General features: G+C 70.2%; 15 protein-coding genes and 1 pseudogene. 8 read left to right on the forward strand and 8 right to left on the reverse strand.

Annotation, left to right across the window (positions count from 1 at the left end; all coding sequences use genetic code 11):
• Positions 1–35: 35 nt before the first annotated feature.
• Positions 36–1,472: an aspartate ammonia-lyase gene (gene aspA / locus ACFWZ2_RS15065; protein ID WP_384545596.1), complete on the reverse strand. Its 1,437-nt coding sequence runs from the start codon at positions 1,470–1,472 to the stop codon at positions 36–38.
• A gap of 127 nt (positions 1,473–1,599) precedes the next feature.
• The gene (locus ACFWZ2_RS15070) at positions 1,600–2,649 is read right to left on the reverse strand and encodes an asparaginase (protein WP_384545697.1); all 1,050 of its coding nucleotides are present in this window, start codon (positions 2,647–2,649) and stop codon (positions 1,600–1,602) included.
• Between the two features lie 159 nt (positions 2,650–2,808).
• Here ACFWZ2_RS15070 and ACFWZ2_RS15075 point away from each other — a divergent pair, with 159 nt between their 5' ends.
• From ACFWZ2_RS15075 to ACFWZ2_RS15085, 3 genes are all read left to right on the forward strand, one after another.
• Complete coding sequence (locus tag ACFWZ2_RS15075) at positions 2,809–3,264, forward strand: Lrp/AsnC family transcriptional regulator (protein WP_384545598.1); 456 nt, start codon at positions 2,809–2,811, stop codon at positions 3,262–3,264.
• 159 nt (positions 3,265–3,423) lie between these two features.
• Positions 3,424–4,473 carry a chitinase gene (locus tag ACFWZ2_RS15080; RefSeq protein ID WP_384545600.1) on the forward strand — a complete coding sequence of 350 codons (1,050 nt, stop codon included), beginning with the start codon at positions 3,424–3,426 and terminating at the stop codon, positions 4,471–4,473.
• 158 nt (positions 4,474–4,631) lie between these two features.
• Positions 4,632–5,393 carry a MerR family transcriptional regulator gene (locus tag ACFWZ2_RS15085; RefSeq protein ID WP_384545602.1) on the forward strand — a complete coding sequence of 254 codons (762 nt, stop codon included), beginning with the start codon at positions 4,632–4,634 and terminating at the stop codon, positions 5,391–5,393.
• A gap of 71 nt (positions 5,394–5,464) precedes the next feature.
• Here ACFWZ2_RS15085 and ACFWZ2_RS15090 read toward each other — a convergent pair whose 3' ends face one another.
• Positions 5,465–6,220, reverse strand: a complete 756-nt coding sequence (locus ACFWZ2_RS15090; RefSeq protein WP_384545604.1) for a helix-turn-helix domain-containing protein — start codon at positions 6,218–6,220, stop codon at positions 5,465–5,467.
• A 214-nt stretch (positions 6,221–6,434) separates the two neighbouring features.
• On the opposite strand from ACFWZ2_RS15090, the gene ACFWZ2_RS15095 reads away from it, so the two are divergent.
• From ACFWZ2_RS15095 to ACFWZ2_RS15105, 3 genes are all read left to right on the forward strand, one after another.
• Positions 6,435–7,397 (forward strand): ATP-binding cassette domain-containing protein, encoded by a 963-nt coding sequence (locus tag ACFWZ2_RS15095; RefSeq protein ID WP_384545606.1) that lies wholly within the window; start codon positions 6,435–6,437, stop codon positions 7,395–7,397.
• Positions 7,394–8,233 carry an ABC transporter permease gene (locus ACFWZ2_RS15100; protein WP_384545607.1) on the forward strand — a complete coding sequence of 280 codons (840 nt, stop codon included), beginning with the start codon at positions 7,394–7,396 and terminating at the stop codon, positions 8,231–8,233. The genes ACFWZ2_RS15095 and ACFWZ2_RS15100 overlap by 4 nt, the downstream gene beginning before the upstream one ends.
• A gap of 88 nt (positions 8,234–8,321) precedes the next feature.
• Complete coding sequence (locus ACFWZ2_RS15105; RefSeq protein WP_384545609.1) at positions 8,322–8,708, forward strand: DUF302 domain-containing protein; 387 nt, start codon at positions 8,322–8,324, stop codon at positions 8,706–8,708.
• Positions 8,709–8,884: 176 nt separating this feature from the next.
• Here ACFWZ2_RS15105 and ACFWZ2_RS15110 read toward each other — a convergent pair whose 3' ends face one another.
• The 3 genes from ACFWZ2_RS15110 to ACFWZ2_RS15120 all read right to left on the reverse strand — a co-directional run bounded on the left by ACFWZ2_RS15110 (position 8,885) and on the right by ACFWZ2_RS15120 (position 10,416).
• Complete coding sequence (locus ACFWZ2_RS15110; protein ID WP_384545611.1) at positions 8,885–9,169, reverse strand: DUF305 domain-containing protein; 285 nt, start codon at positions 9,167–9,169, stop codon at positions 8,885–8,887.
• Positions 9,170–9,299: 130 nt separating this feature from the next.
• Complete coding sequence (locus ACFWZ2_RS15115; protein ID WP_384545613.1) at positions 9,300–9,677, reverse strand: DUF6153 family protein; 378 nt, start codon at positions 9,675–9,677, stop codon at positions 9,300–9,302.
• Between the two features lie 67 nt (positions 9,678–9,744).
• Positions 9,745–10,416: an NAD(P)-dependent oxidoreductase gene (locus ACFWZ2_RS15120; protein ID WP_384545615.1), complete on the reverse strand. Its 672-nt coding sequence runs from the start codon at positions 10,414–10,416 to the stop codon at positions 9,745–9,747.
• 62 nt (positions 10,417–10,478) lie between these two features.
• Between ACFWZ2_RS15120 and ACFWZ2_RS15125 the strand changes: the two genes are divergently transcribed.
• Positions 10,479–10,847: a winged helix-turn-helix transcriptional regulator gene (locus ACFWZ2_RS15125; protein WP_384545617.1), complete on the forward strand. Its 369-nt coding sequence runs from the start codon at positions 10,479–10,481 to the stop codon at positions 10,845–10,847.
• Positions 10,848–10,901: 54 nt separating this feature from the next.
• On the opposite strand, the gene ACFWZ2_RS15130 is transcribed toward ACFWZ2_RS15125, so the two are convergent.
• Positions 10,902–11,576 (reverse strand): NUDIX domain-containing protein, encoded by a 675-nt coding sequence (locus ACFWZ2_RS15130; RefSeq protein ID WP_384545619.1) that lies wholly within the window; start codon positions 11,574–11,576, stop codon positions 10,902–10,904.
• Between the two features lie 53 nt (positions 11,577–11,629).
• Positions 11,630–11,707, reverse strand: a pseudogene (locus ACFWZ2_RS15135) (DUF4406 domain-containing protein); the annotation flags it as partial.
• A 48-nt stretch (positions 11,708–11,755) separates the two neighbouring features.
• Here ACFWZ2_RS15135 and ACFWZ2_RS15140 point away from each other — a divergent pair.
• Complete coding sequence (locus ACFWZ2_RS15140) at positions 11,756–12,514, forward strand: DeoR/GlpR family DNA-binding transcription regulator (protein ID WP_384545621.1); 759 nt, start codon at positions 11,756–11,758, stop codon at positions 12,512–12,514.
• Positions 12,515–12,775 lie beyond the last annotated feature (261 nt).

The raw sequence follows: 12,775 nt of genomic DNA on the forward strand, positions 1-12,775 counted from the left end.
CAGACGGCCCGCGGAAGAAGGCCGACCCCACCCGCTCAGGCGGCGCAGCCACCCGCGCCGGCGATCCGCTCAGGAGTGAGCAACTCGGCCAACCGCTCAGGCGGCAACAACCCCTTCTCAAGGACGAGTTCAGCCACCCCCCGCCCCGAGCGAAGCGCCTCCCGCGCGATCTCGGTCGCCGCCGTGTACCCGATGTGCGGATTGAGCGCGGTGACGAGCCCGATGGACGTCTCCACCGAGGCCCGCAGCACCTCGGTGTTGGCGGTGATGCCCGAGACGCAGCGCTCGGCGAGGGTGAGACAGGCCGCCCGCAGCGACGTGATGCTCTTGGCGAGCGAGTGCAGGATCACCGGCTCGAAGGCGTTGAGCTGCAGCTGCCCGGCCTCCGCGGCCATCGTGATGGTCACGTCGTTGCCGATCACCTCGAAGGCGACCTGGTTGACGACCTCGGGGATGACCGGGTTGACCTTGCCCGGCATGATGCTCGAACCCGCCTGCACCGGCGGCAGGTTGATCTCGTTGAGCCCGGCGCGCGGCCCGGATGACAGCAGCCGCAGGTCGTTGCAGCTCTTGGAGAGCTTGACGGCGATCCGCTTCAGGACGCCGGAGAGGTGCACGAACGCGCCGCAGTCCTGCGTCGCCTCCACGAGGTTCGCGGCGGTCACGAGCGGCAGCCCGGTGATGTCGGCGAGGTGCCTGCGGGCCGTCTCGGCGTATCCGGCGGGGGCGTTGAGGCCGGTGCCGATGGCGGTGGCGCCGAGGTTGATCTCGTGGACCAGTTCCACGGCCTCGGCGAGGCGGCTGCGGTCCTCGTCCAGCATCACGGCGTACGCGGAGAACTCCTGGCCCAGCGTCATGGGCACCGCGTCCTGGAGCTGGGTGCGCCCCATCTTCAGGACGTCGCGGAACTCCAGGGCCTTGGCCGCGAACGCGTCCTGCACGACTGCCATGGCGCGGAGCAGCCCGTGCGCCGCGGTGATCGTCGCGATCTTCACGGCGGTCGGGTAGACGTCGTTGGTGGACTGGCTGAGGTTGACGTCCTCGTTGGGGTGCAGCTGGTCGTACGCGCCCTTGGGGTGCCCGAGGAGTTCCAGCGCGCGGTTGGCCACGACCTCGTTGGCGTTCATGTTCGTGGAGGTGCCCGCGCCGCCCTGGATGACGTCGACGACGAACTGGTCGTGCAGCCGCCCCTCCCTGATCTCCCGGCAGGCGGCGGCGATGGCGTCGGCCTTCGCCTTGGGGAGCAGGCCCAGCTCCTCGTTGGCGCGGGCGGCGGCCTCCTTGACGGCGGCGAGCGCGTCGATCAGGTGCGGGTACACGGAGATCGGGATGCCCGTGATGGGGAAGTTCTCCGTGGCGCGCAGGGAGTGGATGCCCCAGTAGGCGTCGGGGGGGACGTCACGGTCCCCGAGGAGGTCGTGCTCGCGTCGGTGGGCACCGGTCGGCTCGGTGGTCAGGGGGGCGGCAGTCATGGGGGGTCTTTCTGTTTCTGTCCGTGGGGCGTTCGTGGCGAGCGGGCTTTGTTCGTGGAGCGCTCGTGGCGAGCGGGTTCTGTTCGTGAGCGTGCGTGGCGGGCGGGGCGGTCAGGGCGGAGAGGCCCTAGGCCGCCCGGCCATCGGCGACGGCGGTCACGGTGTCCGCGGGCGCGCCGAGGACACGCCGCAGTTCCGTCGTGCGCGCCTCCTGCCCGGTCGCGGCGAGCAGCACGGCGAGGAGCGCCGAACGGGCCTGGCCCGCGCGCAGGGTGCCGGTGAGGACCGCTCCCGCGGCGGAGAGGTCGACGGCGCCGCCGTGCGTGTAGATCTCGGTGACGGGCCCTGCGGCGACGCGGGTGGTGAGGGCGACGACGACGCCCCGTTCGATGGCGGCGGCGACCGCGGCGACGAACTCGGGGGTGGCGTTGCCCGCGCCCGTGGCGACCAGGACGATGCCCTGGGCGCCCGCCTCGACGGCGGCCTCCAGGAACAGCGGGTCGGCGTCGACGTGGTGCATGACCATGTCGATGCGCGGCAGGGACCCGCCGGTGATCCCGGCGGCGGGCAGCGGCAGCGGCGCCGGGCGCTCCGGGCGGTGCAGTACGGAGACCTTGCCGAAGCCGACGTTGCCGACGCGCGGCCCCGACGGGTCGGCGAAGGCGTCGGCGGCCAGGGTCTGGGTCTTCACGGTGCCGCGTGCGGCGTGCACCTTGCCGTCGAAGACGACGAGGACGCCGAGTCCGCGCACGGTGGCGGCGGTGAGCAGCGCGTCGTACAGATTGCCGGGCCCGTCGCCGCCCTCGGCGCCGAGCGGCTTCTGGGCCCCGGTGAAGACGACGGGGCGCGGGTCGTCGTGGTGCAGGTCGAGCAGGAAGGCGGACTCCTCGAGGGTGTCCGTGCCGTGGGTGACGACGATGCCGTCGACGCCGGGGTCGGCGAGCACCTCGTGCACGGTGCGCAGCAGGGTGAGCTGCTGGGCGGAGGTGAGGCGCGGGCTGTTCACGTTGAACAGGTCGATGACCTCGGAGGTGATGCCGCCGGGTATCGAGGCCGTGGCCAGTACCTCGCGGCCGGGGGCGTCGGCGGCGAAGCCGGTGCCCTGCCAGCGGCTGGCTATCGTCCCGCCCGTGCTGATCACGACGATCCGGCGTGCCTGCGCGTCCACGGCTTCCATGGCCTCCACGGCTTCCACCTCTGCTTACCTCCCATGAATCCAGAGAACCACCGGCCTCCGCGGCTACGCTCGGGCCCCGCGCAAGGATAGTTCGAACACTGCGCAATGTGTTTGCCAAGATCGGCCGCCCTCGCAATATCTGAGGTGGATAATTGCGCCATGGACGACATCGATCGCAGTATCTTGCGCGAGCTTCAGAACGACGGTCGGCTGACCAACCAGGAGCTGGCCCAGCGCGTGGGCCTGAGCGCCTCGCCCTGCATGCGCCGGGTGCGGCAGCTGGAGCAGGACGGCGTGATCCAGGGATACCGCGCGGTCGTCGACCCGGAGGCCGTCGGCCGGGGCTTCGAGGTGCTCGTCTCCATCGAGGTGCGCAGGGACCGCGAGACGGTCGAGGCGTTCGAGGCGGCGCTGCAGGACGTCCCGGACGTCATCGAGGCGTACCGCCTGTTCGGGAGCCCGGGCTGCCTGATCCGCATCGCGGTCGCGGACCTCTCGGCGTACGAACGCCTCTGGATCGAACGTCTCACCACGCTGGCCGGAGTCACCGAGGTCAACTCGCAGATCATCATGAAGCGGATCAAGGAGTCCCGGGGCTTGCCGGTGGACGACTGAACACCTCCCCTGACACCGAGCCCGAGCCCAAGCCCAAGCCTGAGACCAAGCCCTCTCTTTGGTACAGACCTATTGACGCTTGGTCTGGTCCTGCCTACCGTGACGCATCGCACCACGCACGTCTCCCCGCCTCCCCCCTCCGCACCCGAGGAGCACAGCGTGATCGGTCGGACGTTCCGCCTGCTGGGGTCCGCCCTGGCACTGCTCTGTGTCGCACAACTACCGGCCGCCGCGGCGGCACCGGACGCCTCCCAGGCCGACACCTGCGAGGTCAAGTCGAAGCCCGCGGGCAAGGTGCTCCAGGGGTACTGGGAGAACTGGGACGGCGCGTCCAACGGCGTGCACCCGCCGTTCGGCTGGACCCCCATCACCGACAGCCGCATCAAGGAACACGGCTACAACGTCATCAACGCGGCCTTCCCCGTCATCCGCTCCGACGGCACCGTCCTGTGGGAGGACGGCATGGACTCGACGGTGAAGGTCGCGACGCCCGCCGAGATGTGCCAGGCCAAGGCGGACGGCGCCACCATCCTGATGTCCATCGGCGGCGCGGCGGCCGGCATCGACCTCAACTCCCCCGCCGTCGCCGACAGGTTCGTCGAGACGATCGTGCCGATCCTGAAGAAGTACAACTTCGACGGCATCGACATCGACATCGAGACCGGCCTCGTGGGCAGCGGCAACATCAGCCAGCTCTCGTCCTCCCAGTCCAACCTCATCCGCATCATCGACGGCGTCCTGGCCAAGATGCCCCCGAACTTCGGCCTGACGATGGCCCCGGAGACGGCATACGTCACCGGCGGCAGCGTCACCTACGGCTCGATCTGGGGCGCGTACCTGCCCATCATCAAGAAGTACGCGGACAACGGCCGCCTGTGGTGGCTCAACATGCAGTACTACAACGGCAGCATGTACGGCTGCTCCGGCGACTCCTACTCCGCCGGCACCGTCGAAGGCTTCACCAAGCAGACCGACTGCCTCAACAAAGGCCTCGTCATCCAAGGCACCACCATCAAGGTCCCCTACGACAAACAGGTCCCCGGCCTCCCCGCCCAACCCGGCGCCGGCGGCGGCTACATGGCCCCCAGCCTGGTCACCCAGGCCTGGAACAAATACGGCGGCGCCCTCAAGGGCCTGATGACGTGGTCCATCAACTGGGACGGGTCGAAGGGGTGGACGTTCGGGGACAACTTCAAGCGGCTGCCTTAGTACGTCAGGCCGCCGCCTAGCCAGCCCGACGCTCGTGTCCCGGCATGCCGCCCTGGGAACCTGGGAGCAGGGCTTGAAGCTGCCGCAGCGGAAGCCTCTACCGTCCTGGGCAGGGCCGGAGAATCCGGCCCGGTGAACCGCGTGCGAGGGAGGCGGCGATGGACTGGCCGATCGCGGAGGTCGCCCGGATGTCGGGGGTGACGGCCCGGGCACTGCGGCACTACGACGAGATCGGTCTGCTGCCGCCCGCCCGGATCGGGGCCAACGGCCACCGTTACTACGAGGAGCGCCAACTGCTGCGGCTGCAGCAGGTTCTCGTGCTGCGGGAGCTGGGCCTGGGGCTGCCCGAGATCGGCCGGATCCTGGCCGCGCAGGTCGACGAGCTGGCGGCCCTGCGGTGCCATTACCGGCGGCTGCTCGCCGAGCGCGACCGGCTGGATGCCCTGGCCGGCACCGTCGCCCGCACGATCACCGAACTGGAGCAGTCCAGGAAGGACGGCACAGACATGATCACCATCAGCCGGCCGGAGAACCTGTTCGAGGGCATCCGGTCCGCCCACTGCATGAAGGCCCTGCACGGTTACCCGGAGCTGGTCGGGGCCGTCGAGCGGCACGCCGCGGCGTTGAGTGAGGCCGAGAGCGAGGCCGACGAGCGCGAGCGCACGGCGCAGATGATCCGGCTCGCCGAGCTGTTGGCCACCGGCCTGCCCGCCGACGCCGATGAGGTGCAGGCCGAGATCGACACCCAGTACCGGACGTTGGCCCGGATCCGGGCAGCCAGCGCCGAGGAGTACCGCGCGATCGGGCGCACCTGCGTGGAGAACGAGCACTGGCACGCGGCGTACGAAGCCATCGCGCCGGGCCTGGCCGCCTACCAGCGGGCCGCCATCGAGGCGTACGCCGCGACCCGGCTGCGCTGAGCCGGGGCAGGGGCCGGGCCGCCGCCACGGGGGGGGGCGGCCCGGCCCCTGCCGGGAGGCCCGTTATCCGTTCAGTCGTCGGTCGTGGACGCCTCCGGAGAGTGGGTGGGGTAGACCTTGTGCCAGTGCTCGACCGAGCGAACCAGGTCGTCGATGACATGGAGCAGGAACTGGCTGGTGTTCTCCAGGCGGGCACCGGCGGGGGTGGTGACGCCCAGATTCCGGGCCCCGATCCTGCACGCTTCGGCGATCTGGGTCTGGGCGTGCGCGCTGGCCATGATGGAGTGGAACGCCACGTCGTCGTCGATGGCGTAGCGTTCGGCGCGGCTGTGAGGGTCGCGCTCACGTTTGATGAGCGCCTGGTTTTCCAGGTAGCCGATGGCCTTGGAGATGGAAGCGGGGCTGACGTGCAGGCGTCGCACGAGTTCCGCGGAGGTGAGGCTCCCGCTGTCGGTGGTGAAGAGCGCGGCGAGCACCTTGGCCATCATCTGCGGGAGCCCCGCCTGCATCATCAATTCCACGCTCTGCGCGCCCACTTCGTCCACGAGCCGTGGATCGCGCCCGCCTAGGTGGGCACTTCCTGGTGGTGGTGATGGTGACGGTGTCGGTTTCGGCGGAGTGGTCTTGCGCTGACGCGTGTGCCCTGTGGCGGCCCGGTGGGCCGCCTCGGCGTCGTAGCCGCGCGGGCCGCCGCTGCGCATCACTTCGCGCGTGACCGTGGAGGTCGGCCGCCCGATGCGGCGGCCGATGGAGGCGTACGTCAGCTCCTCGCGCAGCCCCGCGGCGATCCGCTGCCGGTCCTGGAGGGTGAGTCTGTCACCGGGCATCGGGCGTCCTCCACTGTCAATGACGTCGAAGCCAGCTTAATGCAACGCACTTCGTTGCATTAGTCGGCATGAGTCATGCAACGATTCAATGGATATGACCTGCACTTACTCGATTGCTTCACCTGCACATGATTGACGATTGCGTGAATGCAACGTAACTTTCGCCGAGTTGTAAAGGCGCTGCGGCGCCGTTCCACCAGCGGAGGTGACACCCATGACTACCGATCCCGGTCGACGCGCGGTCGCGGCGACCGCAGTGCGCAAGGCCTACGGCGACCACGTGGTGCTCGACGGCATCGACCTCGACATCCCCGCGGGATCCGTCTTCGCGTTGCTCGGCCCGAACGGCGCAGGCAAGACCACCGTGGTGCAGATCCTGTCCACGCTCCTCCGCGCCGACGCCGGTGACATGCGGGTCGTCGGCCATGACGTGGTCCGGGAGCCGGACGCGGTCCGTGCCGCGATCGGCGTCACCGGCCAGTTCTCGGCGGTGGACAGCTTCCTCACCGGCGAGGAGAACCTGCAGTTGATGGCCGACCTGAACCGCCTGCCCCGCCGGGAACGGCGGCCGCGTGCCGAGGAGTTGCTGGCGCGGTTCGATCTGGTGGACGCGGCCCGCAAGCCCGCGGCGACGTACTCCGGCGGGATGCGCCGCCGCCTGGACCTCGCGATGACGCTGGTCGGCCGGCCCCGCGTGATCTTCCTCGACGAGCCGACCACCGGCCTCGACCCGCGCAGCAGGCGGACCATGTGGGAGATCATCCGGCGCCTGGTGACCGACGAGGGCGTCACGATCTTCCTCACCACCCAGTACCTGGAGGAGGCCGACGAACTCGCCGACCGGATCGCGGTGCTGCACCAGGGCAAGCTGGTCGCGGAAGGCGCGCCGGAGGAGCTCAAGCGGCAGGTCGGCGGCGGTCACATCACCCTGCGCTTCGCCGACCCGCGCGGCTACGACCAGGCGGCCCGGATGCTGGACGTGGTGTCCCGCAACGACGAGGCATGCACCCTGCAGATCCCCAGCAAGGGCGATGTCCGGTCGTTGCGCGCGCTGCTGGACCGGCTGGACCACTCCTCGCTCGCCGTGGACGAACTGCGGGTCCACACCCCCGATCTCGATGACGTCTTCTTCGCCCTGACGGGCAACCCGGTCACGGAACAGGAGCCCGCCCGATGAGCACCGTCTCCGGCAACGTTTCCGGCAACGCTTCCGGCAGCGTTTCCCTCACTGTTGCCCACGCCTTCGCCGACTCGGCGACCATGTTGCGCCGCCAGTTGCGGCACATGCTGCGTTATCCGACGCTCATCCTGACGGCCGCCGGAGTTCCGGTCGTCTTTCTGCTGCTGTTCGTCTACGTGCTCGGCGGCATCCTCGGCACCGGCCTCGGCGGACCGTCGGGCGGCCGGGACGCTTACACGAACTACGTCGTCCCCGGCGTCATCCTGATGACTGTCGCGACGGCGGCCCAGGGCACGGCGATCTCGGTGTCCATCGACATGACCGAGGGCATCGTCGCCCGGTTTCGCACCATGGCCATCGCCCGGGTCTCGGTGCTCACCGGTCATGTGCTGGGCAGCCTGATCCAGACCCTGCTGAGCATCACTGCCGTCATCGGGGTCGCGCTCCTCGTGGGATTCGAGCCGACCGCGGACTTCGGCGAATGGCTCGGCGCGATCGGCGTACTCGTGATGATCATCCTCGCGCTGACCTGGCTTTCGGTCGCACTGGCCATGGTCGCCAAGAGCGTCGCCACCGCGAGCAACATGCTGACCCCGCTGATGATCCTGCCCATGATGGGCAGCGGGTTCGTCCCCACCGACTCGATGCCCGGTGGGCTGAAGTGGTTCGCCGACTACCAGCCGTTCACCCCGTTCATCGAGACCCTGCGCGGGCTGCTGATGGGCACCCCGATCGACAACAGCGCGATCCTGACCGCCGGTTGGTGCGCCCTGATCGCTCTGGGCGGCTATCTGTGGGCCAAGAAGCTCTACAACCGCGAGCCCACCAAGTGAGCTCCATCCAGGACGCCGTGACCCTGCTCACCAAGCGTGCCCGGCGGGAGAGTTGACCCATCACGCCGCACACCGAACAGGAGTCCTCATGCCGTACGACCGCACTGTCCGCCTGGACAGCGACTTCAGCGCCACCGTGAAGGCCGTCCGCGAAGCCCTGTCCGAGCAAGGCTTCGGCGTCCTGACCGAGATCGACGTACAGGCGACGCTCAAGGCCAAGCTGGGCGAGGAGATGGAGGACTACCTCATCCTCGGCGCCTGCAATCCCGCCCTCGCGCACCAGGCCCTCGATGCCGACCGCACCATCGGCCTGCTGCTGCCCTGCAACGTCGTCGTCCGCGCCGAGGGCGACACCACCACGGTCCAGGCTCTCGACCCCGCCACGATGGTCGTCCTCACCGGCCTGCCCGCCCTCGAACCGGTCGCCGCCGAAGCCACCAGGCGCCTCGACGCGGCCCTGGCCTCGCTCACCTGAGGCGGGCAAGGGGCTCCGCCCTCAAATGGAGCCCCCGCGCACGCCGTTGAAGGACCGGGCTGTGCGAAGCGGCACGGCCCGAGCCCCTCGCACAGGCCGTCAGCCGTTGCCGAGCAGCTTGTTCATCGCCGTGATCTCGGCGTTCTGGCCGGTGATGATGGCCTCGACCATCATGGTCAGGAACTTCGTATCGTCCTGATCTCCGGGTCCTGGGCCTTCTCGATGCGCGAGGCTAGCTCCTTGACCTGCGCGGAGGAGGCTTGACCGGCGGCCGTCCGCGCCATCTGCCGGGCCTGCCGGTGGTGAGGGATCATGCCCTGGGCGAAGGACACGTCCTGATCGTTGTGGGCACCCGCGGTGTCCCCGGCGCTCGCCGAGACGCTGTCCTTGGGCGCGGACGTGCCGCCGCCGTCGTTGCCGCAGGCGGCCAGGGCGAGCGCGGCGGCAGGGGTCGCGGACACAGCCGTATGCCGCAGCGCGCTCCGCTCCTCTCCGGGCGGAACCCGCGGCAGGGCGTCGTCCTACGTCCGCAGCACCTGAAGATCGGCCGGATCGGGCGGGGCCCGAGCCCCCTCCGGCACCACCGGCACGTCACGCCATGACGGTCCGGGCAGAGCGGCTGTCCCGCCGCGGGAGAGTGCCGGGGCGGGAGGGTGCCGGGGCGGGAGGGTGATACCCGGCGTCGACGGCACCGGACGCGCAGACCGCATCGGCATGGCGGGCGTGTTCGCCGCACTGTCCGTCGGCACAGCACGGGTCTTGAGCGGCTCTTGAGCGGCTACGGTCATGACCGCGTGGTCGTGCGAGGGATGCGGGCGCGCCATCGCCATGGGCCCCAGGGCGTGCATGCCCAAGAGTCCGGCCAGCAGTGCGAGCACCAGCACCGCCCGCCACCGCCCGCCACCGCCACCGCCACCGCCACCCGGGCGGAGTCGCCCGGTGCCGCTTCCGGACCGTCACCCTCCTCATGCTACGGACGTACGGCACGGAACCGCTGTCGTCTCGTCGGCAGAGTCCATGGCAAGCCCGGCGGGCGTCACGCCCCGCCAGAACTGTGGGGCGCAGCCGCCGTTACGGCCAGCTGTACGCGGCTGTGGCGCGGTGTCTCGATCTCGTCCAGTACGGCGATCGCGAGATCCGCGTGCGAGATGCGGCCCGGACCGTCCAGCACCGTCCCGATCGCCGTCCGGTAGCCGCCGGTGGGTTCGGCGTCCGCGTTCAGGTCCAGCGGCGGCACGACCATCAGCCAGTCCAGTTCCGGACCGGCCTGGGAGAGAAGTTCGTATTCCGCGACGTGCCCCTGCGCGAAAGCCCGCCACGCCTCCGGGAATTCCGGCCCGTCCATGATCCGTATGCCCGGGGACGTCTCCAGTGTCGTCGCGATGCCCAACGTCAGCAGCCGCCGTACCCCCGCCTCGCCCAACCCCGTGATCAGCGCACTCGCCGCCGCGGCAAAGAACTCCTCCGAGCCGATGTCGAGGCGAACCGACGCGTTGAGGGCCGCGTCATGACCTACGGCCAGTGCCGCCACCGCGTGCGGATCGGTCACGTCTCCCCGCACGACGGTGACCCGCTCGCCGCCCAGATCCCGATGCTTCACGGGGTCACGGACCACCGCTGTCACCCGGTGGCCGCGGGAAACCGCCTCCGCCACGGCCGCCCGGCCGACCCGTCCGCCTGCTCCGAAAATGATGATGTCGTTGTTCATGGCAGGGACCGTAGGACAGGGGTGCCTGGTTACTGCAAAGGTACTGGGCTACCGTCGGGCGGGTGAGCGAGCCCTTGGACGCAGCGATGTTCGACGATCCCCGATGCTCCGACCGCGCCCAGCCGTTCCGGGTCGGCGACAAGTGGACCGCGATGGTGCTGCGCTGCCTGGAGACGGGCCCGCGCCGGTTCTCCGAACTGCGTGTCCCGCTGCACTGGATCACGCCCAAGGTGCTCACCGAGACCCTCCGTTCGATGGAGCGCAACGGCTTCTTGACCCGGACCGTCCACGACGAGAACCCGCCGCGTGTGGAGTACGCGCTGACCGCGCTCGGCCGCTCGCTGCTGGGACCGCTGGACACCGCCTGCGACTGGGCCCGCACCCACGCACCAGAGATCGTCGAGGCCAGAACGGCCTACGAGGCGGACTGACACGGCGACCGCGCGCGGGCTTCAGGGCGGGCGGCGTGCCGGGGGACGTCGATTTCACCGGTGGGGCTGGGGGGCGAAGGGGCCGTTCAGGGCCGCCCACTGCAGGAGCAGGATCGTCTTGCCGTCGGTGATGCGTCCGTCGCGGGTCATGGCGATGGCCTCGGTGAAGGGGAGTTCGAGGACCTCGATGTCCTCGCCGTCCTCCTCGAGCCCGCCACCGGCGCCGGTCCGGTCGGCGGGGGTGTAGGGGGCGGCGAAGAAGTGGAGGCGCTCGGTGACGGAGCCGGGGCTCATGTAGGCGTCGAGGACGTGGGTGAGCGGGCCGAGGGTGACGCCGAGTTCTTCGGTGCTCTCGCGTCGGATCGCGGTGGCCGGGTCGTCCGCGTCGAGCAGTCCCGCCGCGGCCTCGATGAGCATGCCGTCGGGGTGGTCGTTGACGTAGGCCGGGTAGCGGAACTGACGGGTGAGCAGGACGCGGCCGCGTGCGGTGTCGTAGGGCAGGACGACGGCGCCGTTGCCGCGGTCGTAGGTCTCGCGCTGCTGGGATTCCCAGCGTCCGTCGCGGCGGCGGTAGTCGAAGGTGGTGCGGCGCAGGACGTGCCAGCCCTGGGAGGTGAGTTCGACGTCGCGGACGCGGACGTCGGGGTTGCGGTCCAGGTCGCGTCCGGCCCGGTCGAGACCGGCGCGTCCGCGGTGGTCGGGGGTGTCGACGCCGGGGCGGCCCGTCATGCGGTCTCCTGCGGTGTGCGGCGGGGGATCTCGGACACGTCGTGGTGGACGGGCGCCATGGCCCCCGGGTCGCCGTCGGTGCCGGAGCGGTAGGGGCCTGCGATCAGGATGAGCAGGGGTTTGTCGGTCACAGGCGCTAAGGTACATGCAGAATCGTGCAAGAACAGGAAGGAACGTGAATGCTGGCTGCCGAACGGCGCGACCACCTGCTGGGTCTGCTCGCCCACCAGGGAAAGGTCGTCGCCAAGGACGTCGCCGCCGAGCTGGGGATCTCCGAGGACAGCGTGCGCCGCGATCTGCGCGATCTCGCCGCCGAGGGGCTGTGCCAGCGGGTCTACGGCGGTGCGCTGCCCGTGTCCCCGGCCCTGGCCGACTACGACGCCCGGCAGACCGTGGCCCCGGACGGCAAACGGAAGGTCGCTGCGGTGGCCGCCGCACTGGTCGGGCCGGGCGGGGCGCTGATCCTCGACGGCGGCACCACCGCCCTCGCCGTCGCCCGCGCGCTCCCGAAGGAGCTCGCCTGCACCGTGATCACCCACAGCCCGACGATCGCCGCGGCCCTGCTCGACCACCCGCAGACGGAGCTCTTCCTGCTCGGGGGCCGCGTCTTCAAGCACTCGGCGGTCACGTGCGGTGCCGCCGCCGTCGAGGCCGCGCAGAACGTCTCCGCCGACCTCTGTCTGCTCGGGGTCACCGGCGTGCACCCCGAGGCGGGACTGACCACGGGAGACGCCGAGGAGGCGGCGATGAAGCGCGCCCTGTCCGCGCGGGCCGCGGACACCTACATCCTCGCCTCGTCCGAGAAGGTCGGCACGGCTTCGCGGTTCCGCGTCCTGCCCTGGGAGAAGATCAGCGGACTGATCACCGACGCCGATCCCCACGACGCGGTGATCGAGCAACTCACGGCGCTCGGCGTCGCGGTCCTGGCGGCCGGCTGACAGCTTCAGGACCTTCGCCCCTGCCCCTTCGGCCGCCCTCCGTCTACGTTGGGGAGCATTCCGTCGGGATCGAGTGGCGCCGCGCCGTATCGAGGCATGCCGATCCGTACCGAAGCCGATCCGTACCGAAAGAGAGAGGAGGCGGGAAACATGGACCAGAGTCCGAGTCCGAGTCGTCGTCGACTCAAGAACACCCTTCACCCGTCTCCTCGCGGTACGCGCTGACGTCCCTGCGTCGCCCTGCACGCTGACGCACGCCGT

Source organism: Streptomyces sp. NPDC059002 (genome assembly GCF_042740435.1).
Lineage (GTDB): Bacteria > Actinomycetota > Actinomycetes > Streptomycetales > Streptomycetaceae > Streptomyces.

Bases quoted from the DNA above. Each gene is read 5' to 3' on its own strand.
- ACFWZ2_RS15070 (WP_384545697.1), bottom strand. From the start codon at position 2,649: ATGGAAGCCGTGGACGCGCAGGCACGCCGGATCGTCGTGATCAGCACG.
- ACFWZ2_RS15090 (WP_384545604.1), bottom strand. From the start codon at position 6,220: ATGCCCGGTGACAGACTCACCCTCCAGGACCGGCAGCGGATCGCCGCG.
- ACFWZ2_RS15095 (WP_384545606.1), top strand. From the start codon at position 6,435: ATGACTACCGATCCCGGTCGACGCGCGGTCGCGGCGACCGCAGTGCGC.
- ACFWZ2_RS15105 (WP_384545609.1), top strand. From the start codon at position 8,322: ATGCCGTACGACCGCACTGTCCGCCTGGACAGCGACTTCAGCGCCACC.
- ACFWZ2_RS15130 (WP_384545619.1), bottom strand. From the start codon at position 11,576: ATGACGGGCCGCCCCGGCGTCGACACCCCCGACCACCGCGGACGCGCC.
- ACFWZ2_RS15075 (WP_384545598.1), top strand. From the start codon at position 2,809: ATGGACGACATCGATCGCAGTATCTTGCGCGAGCTTCAGAACGACGGT.
- ACFWZ2_RS15085 (WP_384545602.1), top strand. From the start codon at position 4,632: ATGGACTGGCCGATCGCGGAGGTCGCCCGGATGTCGGGGGTGACGGCC.
- aspA (WP_384545596.1), bottom strand. From the start codon at position 1,472: ATGACTGCCGCCCCCCTGACCACCGAGCCGACCGGTGCCCACCGACGC.
- ACFWZ2_RS15120 (WP_384545615.1), bottom strand. From the start codon at position 10,416: ATGAACAACGACATCATCATTTTCGGAGCAGGCGGACGGGTCGGCCGG.
- ACFWZ2_RS15140 (WP_384545621.1), top strand. From the start codon at position 11,756: ATGCTGGCTGCCGAACGGCGCGACCACCTGCTGGGTCTGCTCGCCCAC.
- ACFWZ2_RS15100 (WP_384545607.1), top strand. From the start codon at position 7,394: ATGAGCACCGTCTCCGGCAACGTTTCCGGCAACGCTTCCGGCAGCGTT.
- ACFWZ2_RS15115 (WP_384545613.1), bottom strand. From the start codon at position 9,677: ATGAGGAGGGTGACGGTCCGGAAGCGGCACCGGGCGACTCCGCCCGGG.